Source organism: Streptomyces sp. NPDC002209, assembly GCF_042890265.1.
GTDB lineage: Bacteria > Actinomycetota > Actinomycetes > Streptomycetales > Streptomycetaceae > Streptomyces.
This window is the reverse complement of sequence record NZ_JBIARX010000024.1, coordinates 60,696-82,182: the sequence shown is the minus strand read 5'-3', so window position 1 is coordinate 82,182 and position 21,487 is coordinate 60,696. Positions and strand designations below refer to the sequence as shown.

Below are 21,487 nucleotides of genomic sequence, written 5' to 3'. Positions count from 1 at the left end.
TCCTCCACACCTACAACCACCACCGCTGCCACACCGCACTGGGCGGACACCCGCCCATCAGCCGCGTGAACAACGCTGCGGGTCAATACACCTAGAGGTGGGGGACGAGCAGGGCCGCCGCCGAGCGGGCCCGGTCCAGGGACGCGGCCCGGTCGGCGCCGCGCTGCCCGAGCACCACGCGGGTGCTCAGCCCGTCCAGCAGTGCGAGCAGCTCCGAGGCACGGGCGGGCACGTCCAGGCCGGCGGCGAAGCGGCCCTGGTCCACGCCCTTGGCGAGCAGGGCCTCCAGGTCCCGCTGCCAGCCGTCGTCGATCTCCTGCTGGGCCGCGCGCAGGTCCTCGTTGGCGGGGGTGCGGGCCCACAGCTCGATCCACAGGGTCCAGCGCGGATCACGGGGGCCGCGCGGCAGGTAGAGCTCGAGGAACAGCGCGAGCTTGCGCTGCGCGGTGACCCGGCGGGCCAGCAACTGCGCGCGCTCGGCGGCGAGTCGGTCCTCGCTCCAGCGCAGGGCGGCCAGCAGCAGCCGGTCCTTGCTGCCGAAGTAGTAGAGGATGTGGCCGCCGCTGGTGCCGAGCCGTTCCGCGAGCGCGGACATGGTGAGCTCCGCCAGCCCGTCCTCGGCGATCGCCGCCATGGCCTCCTCCAGCATCCGCTCCTGGGCGATCCGCCCGTCGCGCCGCCGCGCCGACCCTGCTGCTGCGGCCGGCCCCGCCGGCCCTGCCGATCCCGCCGCCCCGGCTGCTCCTGCCGCTCCCGCCACCCGTGCCGCCTTCCCGATCTTCGTGGCCCGACCTTATCCCGGACGGGGTCTTGACGCGGTCCCGATCGGCGGCGCATCTTGAATGCCATTCAAGAACTTAGAACGCCATTCAAGGTTCAGTGGGTCCACAGTCAGGGGTACGGCGCATGACGCAGCAGGACACGACGCAGGACACGACGCAGGACGGGACGCAGGACACGACGGCCGACGTCGACGAGGTGTTCCGGGTCGAGACCCACGGCATCGACCCCATCCCCGACGCCGAGCGGCACGGCGGCGCCCGGGACCTGTTCTGGCTCTGGTTCGGCTCCAACCTCACCTTCACCTACGTGATCAACGGCGCCCTCGCCGTGGCCTTCGGCCTCTCCTTCTGGCAGGCCACCGCCGTCGTCGTGATCAGCGGACTGTCCTTCTTCGCGGTCAGCGCCGCCGGGCTCAGCGGCATCCGCACCGGCACCGCCACCCTCGTCATCTCCCGGGCCGCCTTCGGGGTCCGCGGGAACTTCCCGGCCGGCGTCCTGAACTGGGTGGTGAGCATCGGCTACACCATCGTCAACACCGTGGTCGGCACGCTCGCCCTGGAGGTGTTCTTCGCCGAGGTCGGCCTCGGGGAAGGCGCGGCGGTACGGGCCCTCGCCCTCGGGATCACCCTCGCACTCACCTTCGCCGTCGCGATGTGGGGCCACGCCACCGTGCAGTTCGCCGAACGCTGGATGGCCTACGTCCTCGCCCTCGGCTTCGGCGCGCTGCTCGTCTTCCTCCTGCCCGGCGCCGAGACCGCCGCCCCGGCCGGCGCCGCCGCCCCGGGCCTGTCCGGCTGGAGCCTGGCGTTCGTCGTGATGCTGGCCGGGCCCTTCTCGTACCTGCCGATGCCCGCCGACTACACCCGCTACCTGCCCCGGACCACCTCGCTGAAGTCGATCACCTGGATGGGCGCGCTCGGCGGGTTCGTCTCCTCCGTCGCCCTCGGCGTCGCCGGGGTCGCCGCCGCCACGCAGGCCGACATGACCGACGCCGTGGCCGGGGCCGAGAGCCTGCTCCCGGGCTGGTTCAAGCCGGTGTTCCTGGCCCTCGTCCTCGGCGGCTCCGTCACCAACTCGATCATCACCCTCTACTCCTCCAGCCTGAACCTCCAGGTCCTCGGCATCCCGTGGAGCCGCGCCCGCGCCATCGTGATCAGCGCCGCCGTCACCGCCGCCGGATCGCTCGCCGCGCTCTTCCTGACCGACTTCACCACCTCGCTGCTCTCCTTCCTCTCCCTGCTGATCATCGTGTTCGCGCCCTGGGGCGGGGTCTTCCTCGCCGACATGCTGCTGCGCCGCTGCCGCTACGACTCCGACGCACTGCACGCCGGGAGCGCGGGCGCCTACTGGTACCGGGCCGGCTACCACCCCGCCGGGATGGCCGCCCTGCTGGCGGGCATGGCCTTCGCCGCGCTCACCTGCGATTCCGAGCTGTGGACCGGCCCGCTCGTGGCCCCGCTCGGGGGCGCCGACCTGACCCTGCTCGGCTCGGTCGTCTCCGCGCTCACGTACTGGGCCCTCGCCGCCCGCCGGGTGCCCGCGTACGCCCCGGCCGCCTGACCCCTCGTACCGCCACCTCTGCCCCCCTCTGCCCCCTCTGCTCAGGAGCACCGCCCATGCCGCACCCCTTCCCCGCCGACCTGCTGCTCACCGGAGCCCGGATCCACACCGTCGACCCGGAGCTCCCCGAGGCCGAGGCCCTGGCCGTGTCCGACGGCCGGATCGTCTGGCTCGGCCCGGACGCCGAGGCCGCCGCCTGGGCCGGCCCGGACACCGAGCGGATCGACGCGGGCGGCCGGCTGGTGCTGCCCGGCTTCGTCGACGCCCACAACCACGTCCGGCTCGGCTCCGACGACGCCTGCGTCCAGCTCGCCGGGGTGCGCACCCTGGAGGCGATCCTCGAGCGGATCGGAGCCTGGCGGGAGGCCCACCCCGACGCCGAGTGGATCGAGGCCGAGGCCTTCGACTACTCCGCCGTCCCGGGCGGGCGGATGCCCACCGCCGCCGACCTGGACCCGGTCACGGGGGACACCCCCGCGATCGTGCTCTCGTACGACGTGCACACGGCCTGGCTGAACACGGCCGCGATGCGCCGCCTCGGGGTCACGAAGGACCGTACCGACCTGCCGTTCGGCACGGCTGCCGTCGATCCGGAGACCGGCGAGCCCACCGGCTTCGTCAAGGACTTCGCGATCAAGGGGCTCTCCCGGGACGGCCACCGGGCGCTGCGCGAGCTCGGCGTGCCCTGGGCCTCGCCGGACCGGCAGTACGGCCGCCTCGCCAAGAGCCTGGACGACGCGATCGGCTTCGGCATCACCACGGTGGTGGAACCGCAGAACTCCCTGGACGACCTGGAGCTGTACGAGCGGGCCCGCGCCGAGGGCCGGCTGCGCTCGCGGATCGTGGCCGCGCTGTTCCACCCGCGCGGCACGACGGAGGAGGAACTCGACGCCTTCGCGGCGGCGGCCCGCCTGTACGCGGGGGACCGGCTGCGGGTCGGACCGCTCAAGCTGTACATCGACGACGTGGTGGAGCCGCGCACGGCCGCGCTGCTGGAGCCGTACGCCGGGTGCGGGGCGCACCGGGGCGAGACCTTCTACCCGGCGGAGGAGTTCGCGGAGCTGCTGGCGCGCCTCGACGCGCGCGGATTCCAGTGCTTCGTGCACGCCACGGGCGACCGGGGGATCCGTACGGTCCTGGACGCCGTCGAGCACGCCCGTACGGTCAACGGGCCGCGGGACGCCCGCCACCAGGTGGTGCACGTGGAATGCCTGGACCCGGCGGACGTGCCGCGCTTCGCCGCGCTCGGCGTGGTGGCCTGCATGCAGCCGAGGCACTGCGCTCCGGAGATCGCCGGGCCGGGCCAGGACTGGGCGCAGAACGTGGGCGAGGACCGCTGGCACAAGGCGTGGCCGATGCGGAGCCTGGCCGAGGCGGACGCGGTGCTGGCGTTCTCCAGCGACTGGAACGTGGCCGAGATGGACCCGATGATCGGGATCTACACGGCGGTCACCCGCCGCCCGCTGGCCGGCGGCGACCCGTGGCAACCGGCCGAGACGGTGGACGTGGCGACGGCGGTGTACGGCTACACGATGGGCTCGGCGTACGCCAACTTCCTGGAGGCCGACCGGGGTTCGCTGACGGTGGGCAAGGCGGCGGACTTCGTGGTGCTGTCCCGGGACATCCTCGCCGTGGCCCCGGAGCGGATCCCGGGCACGGTGGCGCAGACGGTGGTGGTCGCGGGCGAGGTCGTCCACCGGGCGGCCTAGGCGGGGACCGGACGTTTGGCGGACTCCGGGAGGTCGGGCGTCCCGGACGCGGCCGGCCGAGCCGCTTGCGGGGCGCCTTGCGTGACGCGCTCGTGGCCGGCGTACGACAGGTCCGTGTCCGAACGGGCCCGGCGGGCAAGGGCCGTTGCACGGCGACCGGGTGCGTGGCTAGCTTCGCCGCATGGCAAGCACTCCCGTTCTGACCAGGCGGCGCGCGATCGACTTCATGCGCGTCGCGGGCGCGCTGTGTCGGTGAGGACTTCCGCGTCCCGCCCCGGCGCGGTCCGGTCCGCAGCGACCGCGCCGCCCGTCGCCCGTCGTCCGCCGTTCCGCCGTCCGTCAGGAGTGTCCGTGAAACCGTCCCGCTCTGCCCTGCTCTCCCTCGGGTCCGCCCTGGCGCTGGCCGCCACGGCGGTCGTCCCCTCCGCCCGGGCCGCCGCGTCACCGGCCGCCGACAGCGGGACCGTCGTACGCGACTGGTACGACGTCACCGCCGAGACCGTCGCCGCCGCCGGCGCGCCGACGCAGATCACCAACAGCCGGACCTGGGCGATCGGCTGGCTCGCGGCCGCCCGCGCCACCCGGGAGGCGCCCGCCGGACGGAACCGGGCGGCCTTCCAGGACGCGGCGGTCGCCTCCGCCGTCCACGACGCCCTCGTGTCCCTCGCGCCCGCCCGCGTGCCGCAGCTCGACGCCGCGCTCGCCGCCTCCCTCGAGCGGATCCCCGACGGCCCCGGCGAGGACGGGGGCGTCGCCGCCGGTGCACGGCAGGCGAAGCGCGCGCTCGCCGAACGCCAGGGCGACGGCCTCGATCCGGGGTCCGTGAACGCGCCCTACACCGTGCAGCCGGCCGCTCCCGGCGTCTGGCAGCCGACGCCCGACGGCTATTCCCCCGCCGCCCAGTACGGCAACCGCGTTGCCAGGCCCTTCCTGCTCGACTCTCCGGACCAGTACCGGCTCGGCCCGCCGCCCGCGCTCGACTCGCGCCGGTACCGGGCCGACCTCGCGGAGGTGCGCGCGTACGGGAAGGCCGACAGCTCCGTGCGCACCCCCCGCCAGACCGAGACCGCCACCTTCTGGTACGGCTCCTCGCTGACCCTCTACACCGAACCCCTGCGGGTGGCCGTGACCCGCTCGCACCGCTCGACCGCGGAGCGGGCCGAGCTGGTCGCGCTGTTCCACGCCGCCCTGGTCGACACGCAGATCGCGACCAGCGACAGCAAGTACGCGTACACGCGCTGGCGCCCGGTCACGGCGATCCGCACCGGTTCCCTCGGCACCGACCCGGCCTGGACCCCGCTGCACCAGACGCCGGCCCACCCCGACTACCCCAGCGGCCACAACACCTACTCCGGCGCCGCCGAAGTGATCCTCGACACCCTCGCCGGACCCCGGACCGCACCGTTCTCCCTCACGAGTCCGACCGCGCCCGGCGTCCGGCGGACGTACACCGGCTGGAGCCAGCTGACGCGCGAGAACGTCGACGCGCGCGTCTTCTCGGGGATCCACACCCGCTCCGCCGACGAAGCGGGCGTCACCCTCGGCAAGGAGGTCGGCCGGCACGCCCTGCGCAACGCCGACCGGCTCTTCAGGCCCTGAGGCGCCGCCGCTCCGGCCGCCCCCGTCGCCGCTGTTCCCGGCCGGTGGGTTATCGAACGAATGTTTCGCACGGATATTCGAATTGCTCTATGGTGGAGACGGGGGTGGTGTTCACGTTCGAGCGAAGCAGGAGGCCGCGGGTGCCTGGTTTTACGCATCTGCACACCGTTTCGGGGTTCTCCATGCGCTACGGAGGCTCCCACCCCGAACGGCTGGCGGAGCGTGCCGTCGAGCGGGGCATGGACGCCCTCGCCCTGACCGACCGCGACACCCTCGCGGGTGCGGTGCGGTTCGCGAAGGCCTGTGCGAAGGCCGGGATCCGGCCCCTGTTCGGGGCCGACCTGGCCGTGTCGCACGCCCCTGCACCCGCGGCGGGCCCTGCGGGCCCGGGCGGATCCGGGCACGGCGGCGCCGGGGAGGCGTCCTACCGGCGGCGGATCCCCGTCGCGGGCGGCGCCTTCGTCGACGAGTCCGCACCCCGGGTCACCTTCCTGGCCCGCGACGGCGCCACCGGCTGGGCCGAACTGTGCCGGATGGTCACGGCGGCCCATGCGGGCGCCGCCGGCGCGGCCCGGGCCCAGCCCGTCGTCCCCTGGGCGGAACTGCGCGGCGTCGGGGTGTACGTCCTGCTCGGGCCCGGGTCCGAGGTGGGGCGGGCGCTGGCCGCCGGGCGGCCGGACCGGGCCGCCCGGCTCCTCGCGCCCTGGCGGGAGGTCTACGGGGACTCCCTGCGCCTGGAGGCCGTCCACCACGGCCGCACCGGCACCGGCCCCGGCTCGCTGCGCCTGGCCGCCCGTACGGTCGGCTTCGCCGCCGAGCAGGGCGTCCCGGCCGTGCTCACCAACGCCGTCCGGTACGCCGACCCCGGCCAGGGCCCCGTCGCCGACGTCCTCGACTCGGCCCGCCGCCTCGTCCCCGTCGACCCCCGCGGCCCCCTCGACAGCGGCGAACGCTGGCTCAAGGACCCCGCCGCCATGGCCGACGCCGCCGACCGGATCGCCCGGGCCGCAGGCCTCGGCCCCGCCGACGCACGACGGCTGCTCGCGGAGACCCGGCGTACTGCCGAGGCCTGCTCGGTGGACCCCGAGGACGACCTCGGCATGGGATCCGTGCACTTCCCCGAGGCCCACCTCGTCGGCGCGGCCCACCGCACCGCCCAGCGGGTCCTCGCCTCCCGGGCCTCCGCCGGCATGGTGCTGCGCGGCTACGCCGACGACCGCGCGTACTGGGAGCGGATGCACCACGAGCTGGACATCATCGCCTACCACGGGTACGCCTCGTACTTCCTGACGGTCGCTCAAGTCGTGGACGACGTACGCGCGATGGGCATCCGGGTGGCCGCCCGCGGCTCCGGCGCCGGCTCCCTCGTCAACCACCTCCTCGGCATCGCCCACGCCGACCCCGTCGAGCAGGGCCTGCTGATGGAGCGCTTCCTGTCCAAGCGCCGCCGCGTCCTGCCCGACATCGACATCGACGTGGAGTCCGCCCGCCGGCTGGAGGTCTACCGGCGGATCATCGACCGCTTCGGCACCGAGCGCGTCGCCACCGTCTCCATGCCCGAGACCTACCGGGTCCGGCACGCGATCCGCGACGTCGGCGCCGCCCTGTCCATGGACCCGGCCACCGTCGACCGGCTCGCCAAGGCCTTCCCGCACATCCGGGCCCGCGACGCCCGCACGGCCCTCGCCGAACTGCCCGAGCTGCGCGGCGTGCGCGGCGAGGAGCACGGGCGGCTGTGGGAGCTCGTCGAGGCGCTGGACGCGCTGCCGCGCGGGATCGCCATGCACCCGTGCGGGGTGCTGCTCTCCGACGCCTCGCTGCTCGCCCGCACCCCCGTGGTGCCGACCAGCGGCGAGGGGTTCCCGATGTCCCAGTTCGACAAGGAGGACGTGGAGGACCTCGGGCTGCTCAAGCTCGACGTGCTGGGCGTGCGGATGCAGTCCGCGATGGCGCACGCCGTCGCGGAGATCCGGCGCGGTACGGGGGAGGAGCTCGACCTCGACGACCCGGCGCAGGTCCCGCCGGGCGACGGGGCGACGTACGAGCTGATCCGCTCGGCCGAGACGCTGGGCTGCTTCCAGATCGAGTCGCCGGGCCAGCGCGACCTGGTGGGCCGGCTCCAGCCGTCGACCTTCCACGACCTGGTCGTCGACATCTCGCTGTTCCGGCCCGGCCCGGTCGCCGCCGACATGGTGCGGCCGTTCATCGAGGCGCGGCACGGGCGGGCCCCGGTCCGCTTCCCGCACGAGCACCTGGCGGACGCACTGCGCGAGACGTACGGGGTGGTGGTCTTCCACGAGCAGATCATCGAGATCGTCCACGTCATGACCGGCTGCGGACGCGACGAGGCGGACCGGGTGCGGCGCGGGCTCTCCGACCCCGAGTCGCAGGCGCGGATCAAGGTGTGGTTCGCGGCGAAGGCGGGCGAACGGGGCTACCCGGCCGAGGTGATCGGCCGCACCTGGGAGATCGTCGAGGCGTTCGGCTCGTACGGCTTCTGCAAGGCGCACGCGGTGGCCTTCGCCGTGCCCACGTACCAGTCGGCGTGGCTGAAGGCCCATCACCCGGCGGCCTTCTACGCCGGGTTGCTGACCCACGACCCCGGGATGTACCCGAAGCGGCTGCTGCTGGCGGACGCGCGGCGCCGGGGCGTTCCGGTGCTGCCGCTGGACGTGAACCGCTCGGCGGTCGCCCACCGCATCGAACTGGTGTCCGAGCCCGGGGCTCCCCCGGTGTGGGGGCTCCGGCTGGCCCTGGCCGACGTCCACGGCATCAGCGAGGCGCAGGCGCGGCGGATCGAGGACGGGCAGCCGTACGGATCGCTGCGCGACTTCTGGGACCGGGCGCACCCGGGCCGGCCGGTTGCGGGGCGGCTCGCGCAGGTCGGAGCGCTGGACGCGTTCGGCGCCAACCGGCGCGACCTGCTGCTGCACGTGGCCGAGCTGCACGGTGCACAGAGCTCGGCGGGGGCCCGGCCGGGCAGCGTCCAGCTCCCGCTCGGCGGCGGGCGGTCGACGGCCCCGGCCGGGCTGCCCGACCTGAACGAGGCGGAGCGGCTCAGCGCGGAGCTGGGCGTGCTCGGCATGGACGCCTCGCGGCACCTGATGGAGGACCACCACGCCTTCCTGGCGGAGCTGGGGGCGGTCCCGGCCGCCAGGCTCCGCGAGGTCGAGCACGGCCGGACGGTACTGGTCGCGGGGGCCAAGGCGGCCACCCAGACCCCGCCGATCCGGTCCGGGAAGCGGGTGGTCTTCACCACGCTGGACGACGGGACGGGCCTGGTCGACCTGGCCTTCTTCGACGACAGCCACGAGGCGTGCGCGCACACCGTCTTCCACTCGTTCCTGCTGCTGGTGCGGGGTGTCGTACAGCGGCGCGGACCGCAGAGCCTGAGCGTGGTCGGCTCGGCGGCCTGGGACCTGGCCGAACTGGTGGAACTGCGGGCCGCGGGCGGCCTGGAGGCGGTCGCGGCCCGCCTGGCCGAGCCGCTGCCCGGCGGCGCGGACACGGCCGGCTCCGCCGACCCCGGGCGCCGCATCCACCTGCCCACCGGGTACGAGATGAACCCGTGGGCCGACCTCCAGCCGGCCGGCGACCGCGCCGCGACCGGCCGCAAGCTGTGGCACTCCAGCCCGGGGAGCGCGGGATGACCCCGGCGGGCGGCGTCCTGCACGTACGGTGCGCTCCGGCCGTGACCGAGGAGGGGTACCGCGAAGTCCTCGAACTCCTGCGGGAGTTCTCCCCGACGGTCCAGGCCCTGCCGCCCCGGGCGGCACTGGTGCACGTACGCGGCGCCCGGCGGTACTTCGGCGCGGACGCCGGCCGGATCGCCGAGCTGGTACGGCTGCGCGCGGTCGCCCGGCTGGGCACGGACGTACGGATCGGGGTCGCCGGGACCTGGGCGGTGGCGGCGACGGCCTCCGCCCGGGTGCCCGGGCCCGGCGGCGTCCTGGCCGTGCCCGAGGACGCGGTGGACGCCTTCCTCGGGCCGCTGCCGGTGGAGGCCCTGCACGGCATCGGCCCCAAGCAGGCGGAGGCGCTGCGCGGGTACGGACTGCACACCGTCGGCGCGGTCGCGGCCGTGTCCCCGGGCACCGTCGAACGGATCCTGGGGCAGCGGGCGGGCCGGCTGGCCGCGGAGCGCGCCCGCGGGATCGACCCGCGCCCCGTCACCCCGAAGGACCTGCCCGCATCGGCCGCCGTCCGCAGCGGCTTCACCCGGCACGAGCTCGACGGCCCGCACGCCCGGGCCGTGCTCCTCGGCCTGGTGGTCCGGCTGGGCGCGCTGCTGCGCGGCCGCCGCCAGGCCGCCCGGTCCCTGTCGCTGACCCTGCAGTTCGCCGGCGGCACCCGCTGGGAGCGGACCCGGCGGCTCACGGAGGCGTCCGCGCACGACGAGGACCTGCGGGCGGCGGCGTACCGCCTGCTGGACGCGGCCGGGCTGCAGCGGGCCCGGCTGACCGGCATGGTGCTGCGCGCCGAGGACCTCACGGGCGCCGAGCGGGTGTCCCGGCAGATCTCGCTGGACCCGGTCCGCGAGGCCCGCCTGACGGTGGAGGCGGCCGTCGACCGCGCGAACGCCCGCTTCGGCCCGGGCACGGTCCGCCCGGCCACCACCTTCCACAAGGCCGCCTAGGCAGGCCTAGGGGGTGTCTTGTGGATCAGGCCGCGAGCCCGGCATGATCCACAAGACACCCCCTAGCGCTGGTCCGCCCCCTGCAGTCCGTCCAGCAGGCGGCGGGCCATTTCGGTGCGGAGCCGGGAGGTCTGGGCCTGGACCAGGTGGAACTGGGCCTCGCGGGCGAGGCGGCCGGCGGTGTTCCCGTACGAGATCGCCCGGCCGCCCGTCGCGGCGACGCAGGCGGTGGCCGCCCGCACGCCGAGCTCCAAGGCGGCGGCGCGGAGCGCCAGCCGGTCCTCGACCCGCTCCTGCGGCGGGAGTTCGTCGCGCAGGGCATAGGCCTCCGCGCGCAGCCGGGCCGCCTCCTGGGCCACCCGGTGGCCGAGCTCCTCGTACGCGCTGCCTGCGGCCGGGGCCGACCGCAGAAGGAAATCGGCCGCGGCGCGCACGTGGCCGAACACGGCGGGGTGGGCGTTCGCGTTCTCGAGATCGTATGCGCGGGCCCACTCCGCCCGGGGCTGTACGGAGACCACCGCGCTCCGGGGGACGAGGACATCGCGCACCTCCACCGCCACCGTGCGGGTGCCGTTCATCGCCCACAGCGGCGCGGGTCCTCCCGGGACCAGCCCCGGGTCGCCGTCCGGCCCGCAGGCCACCGCCGCGAACAGCACCCGGTCGTCGGGGGCGAGGGCGCCCAGGTACACCACGTCGGCGAGGCCCCAGCCGGTCATCCAGGGCACCCGGCCGCGCAGCCGCCACCCGTCGGCGACCGGTTCGGCGGTGACGGGCGGCCGGGCGTGCCGCAGGAAGGCGAAACCGGCCGTGCCGCGCCTGGCTCCCGAGGCGAGGGCGGGCGCCCACTGCTCGCGCAGCGCGGTCGCCTCCGTCCCGGTGGCCGCGTCCAGCGCCTTCACGAGGGCGAAGTGCTGGGTGTGCACGAACCAGGTGGACGGATCCACCGCCGACAGCAACTCGTTCACCTCGCGGACCACTTGACGTGTGCTCAGCCCGCTCTCGGGGCGGGGCGTGTGGCCGAGGGCCCCGTACGCACCGCAGCGGGCGAGGGCGTCGAGGTGCGAACGCGGCACGCCCTCCTGGGCGGTCTCCTCCGCGACGGGCCCCAGCGTGCCCACGGCGACCTCGGTGACCGCGGAAACGAGCGGGTCGGCGGCCATGCCGGGCGGGGTGGCCAAGGCCGTGCCTGCGCCGGGAGCCCACTGCATCCGATCACTCACCTCACGCGGAGTAGGGGACCCCATTGTCCCGAGGGCGTGCGGAGGCAGGGGGCGACACGCATTTTTTACTGACGCGTAACTTCCAAGTTTTGCTACTCGCCCGTAATTTGGCCGAAGCAGCACCCCCCTTGTGATCCGGATCACGGGACGAACCCCCACGTCTTTCCCTGACCCAGCAAGGAGATCACTCGATGCTGCCCTGGCGACGCCTGCTCCGCCCGCTGGCCGTCCTCACCCTCGCCGCTGCCGCCCTCGTCGCCCCCACCGGCGCCGCGCAGGCCGCATCGGCACCCAGCAGCGGCTGGAACAACTGGTCCTGCAAGCCCTCTGCCGCCCATCCCCGCCCCGTGGTCCTCGTCCACGGGACGTTCGGGAACTCCGTCGACAACTGGCTCGGATTCGCCCCCTACCTCGTACACCGCGGCTACTGCGTCTACTCGCTCGACTACGGGCAGCTGCCCGGCGTGCCGTTCTTCAACGGGCTCGGCCCCATCGACAAGTCGGCCGGGCAGCTCGACGTCTTCGTGGACAAGGTGCTGGCCTCCACCGGAGCCGCGAAGACCGACATCGTCGGCCACTCGCAGGGCGGCATGATGCCGAACTACTACCTCAAGTTCCTCGGTGGCGCCCCCAAGGTCAACGCCCTGGTCGGGCTCGCCCCCGACAACCACGGAACCACCCTGAGCGGGCTCACCCAGCTGCTCCCGTACTTCCCCGGCGCCGAGGACCTGGTCAGCTCGGCGACCCCGGGGCTGGCCGACCAGATCGCCGGATCGCCCTTCGTCACCAAGCTGAACGCGGGCGGGGACACCGTCCCCGGGGTCCAGTACACGGTCATCGCGACCAAGTACGACGAGGTCGTCACGCCCTACCGGAGCGCCTTCCTCCAGGGGACGGGCTCCAACGTACGGAACGTCGTGCTCCAGGACCTGTGCCCCCTGGACCTCTCCGAGCACGTCGCCATCGGGCTCACCGACCGGATCGCCTGGCACGAGGCGGTCAACGCCCTCGACCCGGCGCACGCCTCCCGGACCACCTGCGCATCGGTCTTCGAGTGAACGCGCAGGCGGTCCGGGCGAACCGGTTGAGCTAGAGGCCGCGTCGGCCCGGCGCCGTCGCACGGCGTCGGGCCACGCCGAACAGCACGGCCGCACCGAGGGCCAGCACGCCGGCCCCGGCGATCGCGATCGCCGGGGTGGCGCCGCTGCCACCCGTCTCGGCCAGGTTGGTGGTGCCCGCGGAGGACTCCGACGGGACCGGGGCGAGGGCGGTACTGCCGTTCGTCTTGGGGTCGTTGTCGCCGTGGCCGTGGTGCTCGACCGTGGACTTGCTCTCGCCGTCGGCGATCTGCTGGTCCGTCGGAGCCTTGGGCGCGTCCGAGGGGCGGTCGGCGGAAGGCTTGGCGCTCGGCTTCGCACTCGGCTTCGTGCTCGGGGTGGTGCCGGTGCTGCCACCGGTGCCGCCGCCCGTGCCGCTCCCGCCGTTGTCCTTGCCGAACACCACGTCCGAGCAGGTGTAGAAGGCCTCCGGGCTGTCCGAGCGCTGCCAGATGCTGTAGATCAGGTGCCGCCCGGACTTGTTCGGCACGCTGCCGGAGAAGACGTAGTCCCCGTTCTGCATGCCCGGGTCGGTGGCCTTCGCGAACGGCGCGGGCTCCAGGTCGGACCACTTCAGCGGCTTCGCCGGGTCGTAGCCGTCCTTCGTGATGTACAGCTCGAAGGAGCCCTTGTGCGGGGCGGTCCCCTTGTACCGGAACGTGTGCTCGCCCGCCGACATCGGGCCGGCCGGCCAGTCGGCGCGGGCCAGGTCCAGGCCCCGGTACTTGTCGTTGCCGGCTGAGCAGAGCTGGCCGTTGGGGATCAGCGCCCGGTGGTTGCCGGCCGCGTTGGCGATGTTGACCGCGTTCCAGTCGTAGAACGCCTGCGTGCCGCTCGCCGCCACCGCGGCCTTGCAGGCGGCCGACTTCGGCGACTCCGGACCCTCGGCGTAGCAGGCCGCCACCCGGCTGACCGGGTCCGTCATCGAGCCGTGGGCGGCCGCCGGCGAGGCGGCGTACGCGGCCACCGCGAGCGGGGCGAGACCGGCTGCGGCGATACGGGTCACGGTGCGGCGGCGTGCGGACATGGGTGGATCTCCTTCGGAGCGGCGATGCGGGCACCACGGTCGTGGGTGCGCCGGGAGCGCCGGGAACCGGGCCGGGCGGCGCCGCCCCCCGTCGGGTCCGGCACCGCCCCAGGCCTCCCTGGCCCCGCCAAGCTAGCCCTCCGCACCAGCGGTTCCACCCCGTTCGGCGCCCTCCCGAAGATCCTTAGGGTGCACTTAAGGAACCGCTAAGCGGGGGCTACAGAAAGAGGGCCGCGAGCGCCGTGTTCAGCTGAGGAGGGCGGTCAGACCGGCCGGCGCGAGGGCCTGGTCGGCCAGGGCGTCGAGGGCGCGGACGGCCTCGGCCGCCGCCTCGGGGTCGCTCTCCGCGAGCCCGCTCGCCGCGAACTCGTCCTCGTCCAGCCGCAGGACCGCGGACCCGTCCGCCGACACCCACAGGTCCAGGTCCAGGTCCTCGACGAGGATCTCGCCGTCCTGCACCACCGCCGGGCGCGTGACGTCGCAGTACCAGCCCTTGAGGACGCCCTCGCCCGTCCGCACCTCCTTGACCGCGTACCAGCGCGTCCGCCAGAAGTGCTCGGTGAACACGTCGCCCGGTTCGAAGCGCACGAAGCCGAAGTCCCGTACGCCGTCGGCCGCCCAGGGGGCGCGTACGGAGATCCGGTCGCCCGTGTCCGCGACCAGGGCGGCGGGGTAGCGGATCTTGGTGCGGCCCGCCTTGGTGAGGGCGACGGTCAGCCCGGTGCTGCTCATGACTGCTGGGGTCCCTTCAGCTGCTTCGCGTACCGCGTCTCGGTCGCGCAGATCTCGTATCCGAACCACTTGTTGATGGCGAGCATCGGCTCGTTCCCGGTGTCGTTGCCCGTGAAGGCCTCCGTGCAGCCGGCGGCGCGGGCCCGGTGCAGGGAGTCCGTCTTGGCGAGCTTGGCCAGGCCGCGGCCGCGGAAGGCGCGCAGGGTGCCGGTCATCGCCGAGCCGTAGCGGGTGGCGCCGTCCGTCCGGGCGGCGCAGAACGCGGCCACGACCCCGTCGACCAGGACGACCGTGGTCAGTTCCCTGTCGAGGTCCGGGTGGTGCCAGACGGTGGCGAGCCAGTCCTCGTAGTCGTCCAGCTCCGCCGGTACGTCGCCCGGTTCGTCGCCGGAGGCCTCCGCGTCGGCCTCGTACAGCGGTCGCGGGTCGGCGGCGAAAGCGCTGCCCGGGCGCAGCTCGACCCCCGCGGGCAGCGCGTCCGGGTACGGGGGCAGGGCGGCGGAGGCCAGGTCCAGGCGCAGGAAGTGCGCGGAGCGGCTCGGGCGGTATCCGTGCCGCCGGGCGAAAGCGTGATGGGCGGGCTCGTCCAGCACCCAGGAGTACGTGCTCGCGGCGCCCTGCGCGGCCAGGTACTCCTCGGCCGTCCGCAGCAGGGCGGTGCCCGCGCCGCCGCCGCGGTGCGCGGGGTCGACGTACGCGTTGACGAACGACCGGCCGGGCTCCGGGCCGTCGTACGCGAGGCCGGCCTCGGCGGTGCCGACGACGAGCCCGTCCGCGGTCTCGGCGACGAGGAGGCGGTGGCGCTTGGCCGGAGCGGCGCAGGACAGCTCGAAGGCGAGGCCGTCGGCGGTGGCGATCAGGAAGGGCAGCGCGGCGCGGCGCACCCGTACGACGGACTCCGCGTCCGAGGGGTCGCCCGGGCGCAGGTCGCGGATCGAAACGGTCATGCCGTCGACCGTAGGCGCGGGGCGGGGGCGGACGCCTCCGAATTTCCCCGGGGATGGGGGAGAATCGCCGGGTGACCTCGACGAACCTGAAGATCCGGATCGACGGCTCGGCCGGTGCGGCCGCCCCGTACGAGCAGCTGCGCGCCCAGATCTCGCAGGCGGCGCGGGCGGGAGACCTGCCGGTCGGGTACAAGCTGCCGACGGTGCGCGGGCTCGCGGAGGAGCTCGGGCTGGCGGCGAACACGGTCGCGAAGGCCTACCGGGCGCTCGAGGGCGACGGGGTGATCGAGACCCGCGGCCGGAACGGGACCTTCATCGCGGCGGCCGGCGACGGGGCCGCCCGGGAGGCGGCCGCCGCCGCGCAGGCCTATGCGGAGCGCGCGAAGCGGCTGGGCCTGACCTTCGACGAGGCCACGTCGGCCGCCCTCGACGCCCTGCGCGCCCGGTACGGCAGCTAGGTCGGGGGCGCGCGGGGCCGGTCCGCGCGGCACCGCTACAGGTACAGGCCCGCTTCCGAACCGTGCTGGCCCTGCGGCGGCAGCAGCGCCGAGGGGCCCGTGCCCCGCCGCAGCGCGAACAGTTCGGCCAGCGTGGCGCCCTCGCGCGGAACCCCCTCGTCCGTGCCCAGCCAGTCCACCGCCTCGCCGTGCGTCAGCCGGCCCACCTCGATCCGCGCCAGGCAGCGGCCCGGCCGGACCACCGCCGGGTGGAGCCGTTCCAGGTCCTCGTTCGTGGTCACGCCGACCAGCACGTTGCGGCCCTGCCCCAGCAGCCCGTCCGTCAGGTTCAGCAGCCGCGACAGCGCCTGGCCGGCCGTGTGCCGGGCCTCGCCGCGGATCAGCTCGTCGCAGTCCTCCAGCAGCAGCAGCCGCCACCGGCCCTTCGCCGTGCCCTCGTCCTCGCCGATCGCGATGTCCATCAGGTAGCCCACGTCGTTGAACAGCCGCTCCGGGTCCAGGACGCAGTCCACCTGGCACCAGTCCCGCCACGACCGGGCCAGCGTCCGCAGCGCCGAGGTCTTGCCCGTACCGGGCGGGCCGTGCAGCAGGAGCAGCCGCCCCGCGATGTCGTCCGGGGTCACCTTCATCAGCCGGTCCATCGCCCCGGCCACCGGCGCCGTGTAGTTGGGCCGCACCTCCGCCCAGGTCCCGGCCGAGATCTGGCGGGTCGAACGGTACGGGCCGCGGCGCGGGGAGACGTACCAGAAGCCCATCGTGACGCTCGAAGGCTGCGGTTCGGGCTCGTCCTGCACCCCCTCCGTGGCCTCGCCGAGCACGCTGGAGGCGAGTTCGTCGCTGACCGCCGTCACCGTCACGTCCGCGCCCCGGCTCCAGCGCGAGACGAGCATCGTCCAGCCCTCGCCCTCCGCGAGGGTGGCGCTGCGGTCGGAGTCGCGCGCCGAGCGCAGCACGATGGCCTCGGGCGGCAGCAGGGTCGCCTCCGCCTTCACCCGCTCGATCGTCACGCTGTGCGAGTACGGCTGCTCGCCGGACGCGAACCGGCCGAGGAACAGCGCGTCCACGACATCCGACGGTGAATCGCTGTCGTCGACGTTGAGCCTGATCGGCAGCGCGTCATGCGGGTTGGCTGGCATGGCGCCCATGATCCGGCACGAAGTGCCCTCGTGCACCCGTGTTTCGCCGGATCGGGTGCCAGGGTTCCCTCTTCAAACGCACCGGTGGTGAAGATTCGGCTGGCAACTCTGCCCCGAAAATTCTTGGCATGGACACTTCCAGCCATCCTCGGCTCCTTGTACCACGGACTCAGGAGTAACCCCCACAAGGAGCCGCACACATGAGCATGAAGATGTCGCGCTTCGCAGCCCTGACCTCCTCCCTGTTACTCGCCGCAGGCGCCGCCCTGTTCGGCGCGGGACAGGCGGCCGCCGCCACGGCCGATTTCGGCTACGTCGCCCTCGGCGACTCGTACTCCTCCGGCGTCGGCGCCGGCAACTACGACAGCGGGAGCGGCAACTGCAAGCGCACCTCCCGCGCCTACCCGGCCCTGTGGGCCGCCGCCCATTCCCCGCAGACCTTCTCCTTCACCGCCTGCTCGGGCGCCCGTACGGGTGATGTCCTCTCCGGCCAGCTCGGCCCGCTGAACTCCGGCACCGACCTGGTCAGCATCACCATCGGCGGCAACGACGCAGGATTCTCCGACGTCATGACGACCTGTGTGCTCCAGTCGGAGTCCACCTGCGTCAACCGCGTGAACCAGGCCAAGGCGTACGTCGACTCCACCCTCCCCGGCCAGCTCGACCAGGTCTACAACGCCATCCACGGCCGGGCGCCCGCCGCCCGCGTCGTCGTCCTCGGCTATCCCCGCTTCTACAAGCTGGGCGGCACCTGCGCCGCCGGGCTGACGGAGGGAGAGCGCTCCGCCATCAACGGAGCGGCCGACTACCTGAACGCCGCCATCGCCAAACGCGCCGCCGACCACGGGTTCACCTTCGCCTCGGTCGCCGGCGCCTTCACCGGCCACGAGATCTGCTCCGGCGACGCGTGGCTGCACAGCGTCAACTGGCTCAACATCGGCGAGTCGTACCACCCCACCGCCGCCGGACAGTCCGGCGGCTACCTGCCCGTCCTCACCAACGCCGCCTGATCCGGGCGGCTACGAAGCCGCGGCCTCGGGCTCCGGAGCCGGCTCCGGGTCCGAGGCCTCCGGCTCCGCCGCCACCGGTGTCGCCGGTCCCGCCGGTACGGGTCCTGCCGACACCGGGGCCGGCGTACCGCTCGGACCGGGGGAGGGGGAGGAACCGCCTCCCGGGGTCTCCTCCTCACAGGTCACGGAGAACTCCACCCACTCCGAGGCCGTCGGGTCCGGCCCCCGCACCTCCAGCCGGACCGCGTCGTCGAAGGTCGCACTCGGGTAGTACGTGAGCTCGGTGTGGTCCAGCTGCCGGCTCCGGGGGCCGTCCGCCGCGTACGTGACGGACTGCCAGCCGGGGCCGGAGCCGACCCCGCTGCGCGTCGCCCAGCGGTACTCCAGCACGGCGGGCGTACGGTCCGCATCGACCGTCGCCGTGAAGGCGGGCGCCTGCTCGGCGGGCGGCGGGCAGGCCCCGCGGTAGTCCGTCCGTACGGCGCGCACCGAGACGGCGAAGTGCGGTGCGGGCGTGGCGGACGGCGAGGCGGACGGCGACGGTGAAGGGGACGCGGACGGCGACCCCGATCCGGACGCGCTCGCGGACGCCGAGGCCGAGGTACTGGCCGGGCCCGTCGGTGCGGTGCCGCTTCCACCCGGCTCCTTGCGGTCCTTGAGCAGCAGCCACGCCAGGGCGACCACCGCCAGCAGCAGCACCACGATCCCGGCGGTCAGCACCAGCCCGGCCCGCCCCTCGTGCGGCGGCGCCCCGCGGCCCGCAGCCCCCGCCGGCGCGGGACCCGGAACCGGCGCGGGCACCGGCATCGGCGGGGTGGGCCCGTCGGGGCGGCCCCGGGCGTCCGGGGGGCCGTACCCGTGGTGCGCCGTGGCCGTCGGCGAGTCCGGGCCCGACACCGCCCCGCCGGAGCCCCGAAGGACCCCGCCGGCCCCGACGATCCGCAGCATCCGGGCCGCCTCCGCCGCAGGCAGCCGCTCCGCCGGGTCCTTGCGCAGCAGCCCCTCCAGCACCGGCGTCAGCGGACCGGCCCGGCGCGGCGGCGGCGGCTCCTCGTCCACCACCGCCCGCAGCGTGGACAGCGGGGTGTCCTGCCGGAAGGGCGAGACCCCCTCGACGGCGGAGTACAGCATCACCCCGAGCGACCACAGGTCCGACGCGGGCCCCGGTTCGCGCCCCAGCGCCCGCTCCGGCGCGAGGAACTCGGGGGAGCCCACCACCTCGCCCGTCATCGTGATCGCCGACGAGCCCTCCAGGCTGGCGATCCCGAAGTCGCTCAGCACCATCCGGCCGTCGTTGGCGATCAGCACGTTGGAGGGCTTGACGTCCCGGTGCAGCACCCCCGCCTCGTGCGCGGCGCGCAGCGCGGCCAGCACCTGCTCCCCGAGGTGTGCGGCACGCTGCGGGGTCAGTGGCCCCTCCGCCTCCAGGACGTCGGCCAGCGAGAGCCCGCGCACCAGCTCCATCACGATCCAGGGCCGGCCGTCCTCGGTGGCCACGTCGTAGACCGTGACGACCCCGCGGTGCGCGACCCGGGCCGCCGCCCAGGCCTCGCGCTCGAGCCGCCGGTACATCCGCCCGATCTCGGCGCCGTCCAGCCCGGCCGGAGGCCGTACCTCCTTGACGGCCACCTCGCGGCCGAGGACCTCGTCGCGGGCCCGCCACACGATGCCCATGCCGCCCCGGCCCAGCAGGTCGAGCAGCCGGTACCGGCCCGAGATGACACGGCCGGCGGCGGATTCCCCGCCCGCCCCACCGATGTTGTCACTCACGAGAGCCCCCAGGTGTGTCCGTGTGTCGGCGGGCGATCACTCCAAGTTAGCGCAGTGCACGCGATGTGGCCCCGGTCCGCGCGGGACTCGCACAGGGACCCTTCAAACAGCCGTCCCCCCTGCGGAGAGTGACGGTCGACTCCGCTGAGTAACCGTCAACTCCCCGTCGCCATAGGGGTAATTCACACCACCGGGATACCCGGGCGCGACCCGGGGACGATAGGGTTAACCTGCCCGGGCCGGGTGCCCTCGTACGGGTGGGGAGAGAACATGGAACAGATAGCAATGCGCAGCAGGCCGCCACGCGTGCCTGCCATCACCTGCGGGAGCAGCGCGACCAGCTCGCGCCTCGACCGCCACCTCGCCGTGCTGGGCGGACCCGCCGTCCCGCACCGCGAGACGGCCGAGGCGACCCTGCTGATGCGCGAGCTCACGTCGCGCGACCACACGCACCGCCTGCGGAGCCGGAGCGCGCGCGTCTCGCTCTTCGCGCCGCTGCGCCGGCTGCGTCGCACCCTCTTCGGCAGCCGCCGTTCGTAACAACCGTCCCCGACCCCTTCTGGTTCCGCCCCCCGGCCCTACGCAACCACACCATCCCGGCGCAGTGTCGTGATCTGTGCGCCCGTCATCCCCAGGGTGCGCAGCAGGGCCTCGGTGTGTTCGCCGAGCGCGGGCACCGCACCCATGTGCGGTGCCGCGCCTCCCGGCAGCCCGATCGGCGGCAGCAGTGCCCGCAGCGGACCGGCCGGTGAATCCACCTCCCGCCAGCGGTCCCGTGCCGCCAGCTGCGGGTGTCCCGCGAGCTGGGCCACCGAGTTCAGCCGTGCGCAGGCGATGCCCGCCGCCTCCAGCCGGCCGATCGCCTCGTCCGCGCCCAGCCGGCCCAGTGCCTCGGCGACCACGGCGTCGGTCTTCTCCCGGCCCCGGGTGCGCGCCGCGTTCGTCGCGTACGCCGGATCCTCGGCCAACTCGGGCCGCTGCAACACCTGTTCGGCGAGCCGCCGCCATTCACGGTCGTTCTGCACGGACAGCAGCACGCGGTCCCCGTCCGCCGTCGGGTAGGCGTCGTACGGGGCGATGACGGCGTGCGCGAGGCCCGTGCGCACGGGCTGCTCCCCGTCGTGCATCGTGTGGTGCAGCGGATGGCCCATCCACTCGGCCAGCGCGTCGAGCATCGAGACCTCCACCCGGCCCCCGCGCCCGGTGGTCCCGCGGCGCAGCAGGGCCGCGAGGACCCCGGAGAAGGCGTACATGGCCGCCGCGATGTCCGCGGCCGGGATGCCCGCCTTGACGGGCTGCTCCGGGGTGCCGGTCACCGAGACCAGCCCCGCCTCGCACTGCACGAGCATGTCGTAGGCGCGCTTGTGGGCGTACGGGCCCTCGGCCCCGTACCCGGAGACGTCGACGGCGACCAGCCGCGGGTACCGCGCGCACAGCGAGGCCGAGTCGAGCCCGAGCCGGGCGGCGGCGCCCTGGGCGAGGTTCTGGACGAAGACGTCGGCCCCGTCCAGCAGCCCGTGCAGGACCTCCCGGCCGCGCGGGTCCTTCAGGTCGAGCGCGATCGACTCCTTGCCGCGGTTGGCCCAGACGAAATGCGAGGCCAGTCCGTGCGCGGCGGTGTCGTAGGCGCGTGCGAAGTCGCCGCCGTCGGGCCGCTCGACCTTGATCACCCGGGCGCCGAGGTCGGCGAGCTGGCGGGTGGCGAAGGGGGCCGAGACGGCCTGTTCGACGGCGACGACGGTGATGCCGTCGAGGGGCAGGGGTTCCACGGGGCGGCGTTCCGCGCGGCGGGGTTGCGCAGGG

Annotated in this window: 18 protein-coding genes; 10 read left to right on the top strand and 8 right to left on the bottom strand. The window is 74.4% G+C overall.

Annotated features, from left to right (window positions below; translation table 11 throughout):
* Positions 1 to 91: 91 nt before the first annotated feature.
* Entirely contained in the window at positions 92 to 649 is a 558-nt protein-coding gene (locus tag ACFYXK_RS30795) for a TetR/AcrR family transcriptional regulator (RefSeq protein ID WP_389414117.1), read from the bottom strand.
* Positions 650 to 906: 257 nt separating this feature from the next.
* Here ACFYXK_RS30795 and ACFYXK_RS30790 point away from each other — a divergent pair, with 257 nt between their 5' ends.
* The 6 genes from ACFYXK_RS30790 to ACFYXK_RS30765 all read left to right on the top strand — a co-directional run bounded on the left by ACFYXK_RS30790 (position 907) and on the right by ACFYXK_RS30765 (position 10,287).
* The gene (locus ACFYXK_RS30790) at positions 907 to 2,343 is read left to right on the top strand and encodes a purine-cytosine permease family protein (protein ID WP_389414112.1); all 1,437 of its coding nucleotides are present in this window, start codon (positions 907 to 909) and stop codon (positions 2,341 to 2,343) included.
* 56 nt (positions 2,344 to 2,399) lie between these two features.
* On the top strand, positions 2,400 to 4,052 hold the full coding sequence (locus ACFYXK_RS30785; protein ID WP_389414111.1) for an amidohydrolase: 1,653 nt from the start codon (positions 2,400 to 2,402) through the stop codon (positions 4,050 to 4,052).
* Between the two features lie 181 nt (positions 4,053 to 4,233).
* Positions 4,234 to 4,308: a putative leader peptide gene (locus tag ACFYXK_RS30780; RefSeq protein WP_389414116.1), complete on the top strand. Its 75-nt coding sequence runs from the start codon at positions 4,234 to 4,236 to the stop codon at positions 4,306 to 4,308.
* A 95-nt stretch (positions 4,309 to 4,403) separates the two neighbouring features.
* Entirely contained in the window at positions 4,404 to 5,651 is a 1,248-nt protein-coding gene (locus tag ACFYXK_RS30775) for a vanadium-dependent haloperoxidase (RefSeq protein WP_389414110.1), read from the top strand.
* 140 nt (positions 5,652 to 5,791) lie between these two features.
* On the top strand, positions 5,792 to 9,301 hold the full coding sequence (locus ACFYXK_RS30770; RefSeq protein WP_389414109.1) for a DNA polymerase III subunit alpha: 3,510 nt from the start codon (positions 5,792 to 5,794) through the stop codon (positions 9,299 to 9,301).
* Positions 9,298 to 10,287, top strand: a complete 990-nt coding sequence (locus ACFYXK_RS30765; protein WP_389414108.1) for a hypothetical protein — start codon at positions 9,298 to 9,300, stop codon at positions 10,285 to 10,287. Before ACFYXK_RS30770 ends, ACFYXK_RS30765 begins: the two co-directional genes overlap by 4 nt.
* Positions 10,288 to 10,349: 62 nt before the next feature.
* Here ACFYXK_RS30765 and ACFYXK_RS30760 read toward each other — a convergent pair whose 3' ends face one another.
* Positions 10,350 to 11,495, bottom strand: coding sequence for an acyl-CoA dehydrogenase (locus ACFYXK_RS30760; RefSeq protein WP_389414107.1), 1,146 nt, complete (start codon positions 11,493 to 11,495; stop codon positions 10,350 to 10,352).
* Positions 11,496 to 11,698: 203 nt separating this feature from the next.
* Here ACFYXK_RS30760 and ACFYXK_RS30755 point away from each other — a divergent pair, with 203 nt between their 5' ends.
* A complete protein-coding gene (locus ACFYXK_RS30755; RefSeq protein ID WP_389414106.1) occupies positions 11,699 to 12,565 on the top strand; it encodes an esterase/lipase family protein in 867 nt (288 codons plus the stop codon).
* 31 nt (positions 12,566 to 12,596) lie between these two features.
* Here the strand turns inward: ACFYXK_RS30755 and ACFYXK_RS30750 are convergent, their stop codons facing one another.
* The 3 genes from ACFYXK_RS30750 to ACFYXK_RS30740 form a co-directional block, all read right to left on the bottom strand.
* Positions 12,597 to 13,631, bottom strand: a complete 1,035-nt coding sequence (locus ACFYXK_RS30750; RefSeq protein WP_389414105.1) for a lytic polysaccharide monooxygenase — start codon at positions 13,629 to 13,631, stop codon at positions 12,597 to 12,599.
* Between the two features lie 246 nt (positions 13,632 to 13,877).
* The gene (locus tag ACFYXK_RS30745; RefSeq protein WP_389414104.1) at positions 13,878 to 14,363 is read right to left on the bottom strand and encodes a DUF402 domain-containing protein; all 486 of its coding nucleotides are present in this window, start codon (positions 14,361 to 14,363) and stop codon (positions 13,878 to 13,880) included.
* Positions 14,360 to 15,310 carry a GNAT family N-acetyltransferase gene (locus ACFYXK_RS30740; RefSeq protein ID WP_389414103.1) on the bottom strand — a complete coding sequence of 317 codons (951 nt, stop codon included), beginning with the start codon at positions 15,308 to 15,310 and terminating at the stop codon, positions 14,360 to 14,362. Before ACFYXK_RS30740 ends, ACFYXK_RS30745 begins: the two co-directional genes overlap by 4 nt.
* A 71-nt stretch (positions 15,311 to 15,381) precedes the next feature.
* Between ACFYXK_RS30740 and ACFYXK_RS30735 the strand changes: the two genes are divergently transcribed.
* On the top strand, positions 15,382 to 15,768 hold the full coding sequence (locus tag ACFYXK_RS30735) for a GntR family transcriptional regulator (RefSeq protein WP_389414102.1): 387 nt from the start codon (positions 15,382 to 15,384) through the stop codon (positions 15,766 to 15,768).
* A 35-nt stretch (positions 15,769 to 15,803) separates the two neighbouring features.
* Here the strand turns inward: ACFYXK_RS30735 and ACFYXK_RS30730 are convergent, their stop codons facing one another.
* Positions 15,804 to 16,904, bottom strand: a complete 1,101-nt coding sequence (locus ACFYXK_RS30730; protein ID WP_389414101.1) for a DUF5925 domain-containing protein — start codon at positions 16,902 to 16,904, stop codon at positions 15,804 to 15,806.
* A 206-nt stretch (positions 16,905 to 17,110) separates the two neighbouring features.
* Between ACFYXK_RS30730 and ACFYXK_RS30725 the strand changes: the two genes are divergently transcribed.
* Positions 17,111 to 17,914, top strand: a complete 804-nt coding sequence (locus ACFYXK_RS30725) for an SGNH/GDSL hydrolase family protein (protein ID WP_389414115.1) — start codon at positions 17,111 to 17,113, stop codon at positions 17,912 to 17,914.
* 9 nt (positions 17,915 to 17,923) lie between these two features.
* Here ACFYXK_RS30725 and ACFYXK_RS30720 read toward each other — a convergent pair whose 3' ends face one another.
* A complete protein-coding gene (locus ACFYXK_RS30720; RefSeq protein ID WP_389414100.1) occupies positions 17,924 to 19,684 on the bottom strand; it encodes a serine/threonine-protein kinase in 1,761 nt (586 codons plus the stop codon).
* Positions 19,685 to 19,954: 270 nt separating this feature from the next.
* On the opposite strand from ACFYXK_RS30720, the gene ACFYXK_RS30715 reads away from it, so the two are divergent.
* Positions 19,955 to 20,224: a hypothetical protein gene (locus ACFYXK_RS30715; protein ID WP_076046471.1), complete on the top strand. Its 270-nt coding sequence runs from the start codon at positions 19,955 to 19,957 to the stop codon at positions 20,222 to 20,224.
* A 38-nt stretch (positions 20,225 to 20,262) separates the two neighbouring features.
* Here ACFYXK_RS30715 and ACFYXK_RS30710 read toward each other — a convergent pair whose 3' ends face one another.
* Positions 20,263 to 21,453, bottom strand: a complete 1,191-nt coding sequence (locus ACFYXK_RS30710; RefSeq protein WP_389414099.1) for a CaiB/BaiF CoA transferase family protein — start codon at positions 21,451 to 21,453, stop codon at positions 20,263 to 20,265.
* Positions 21,454 to 21,487 lie beyond the last annotated feature (34 nt).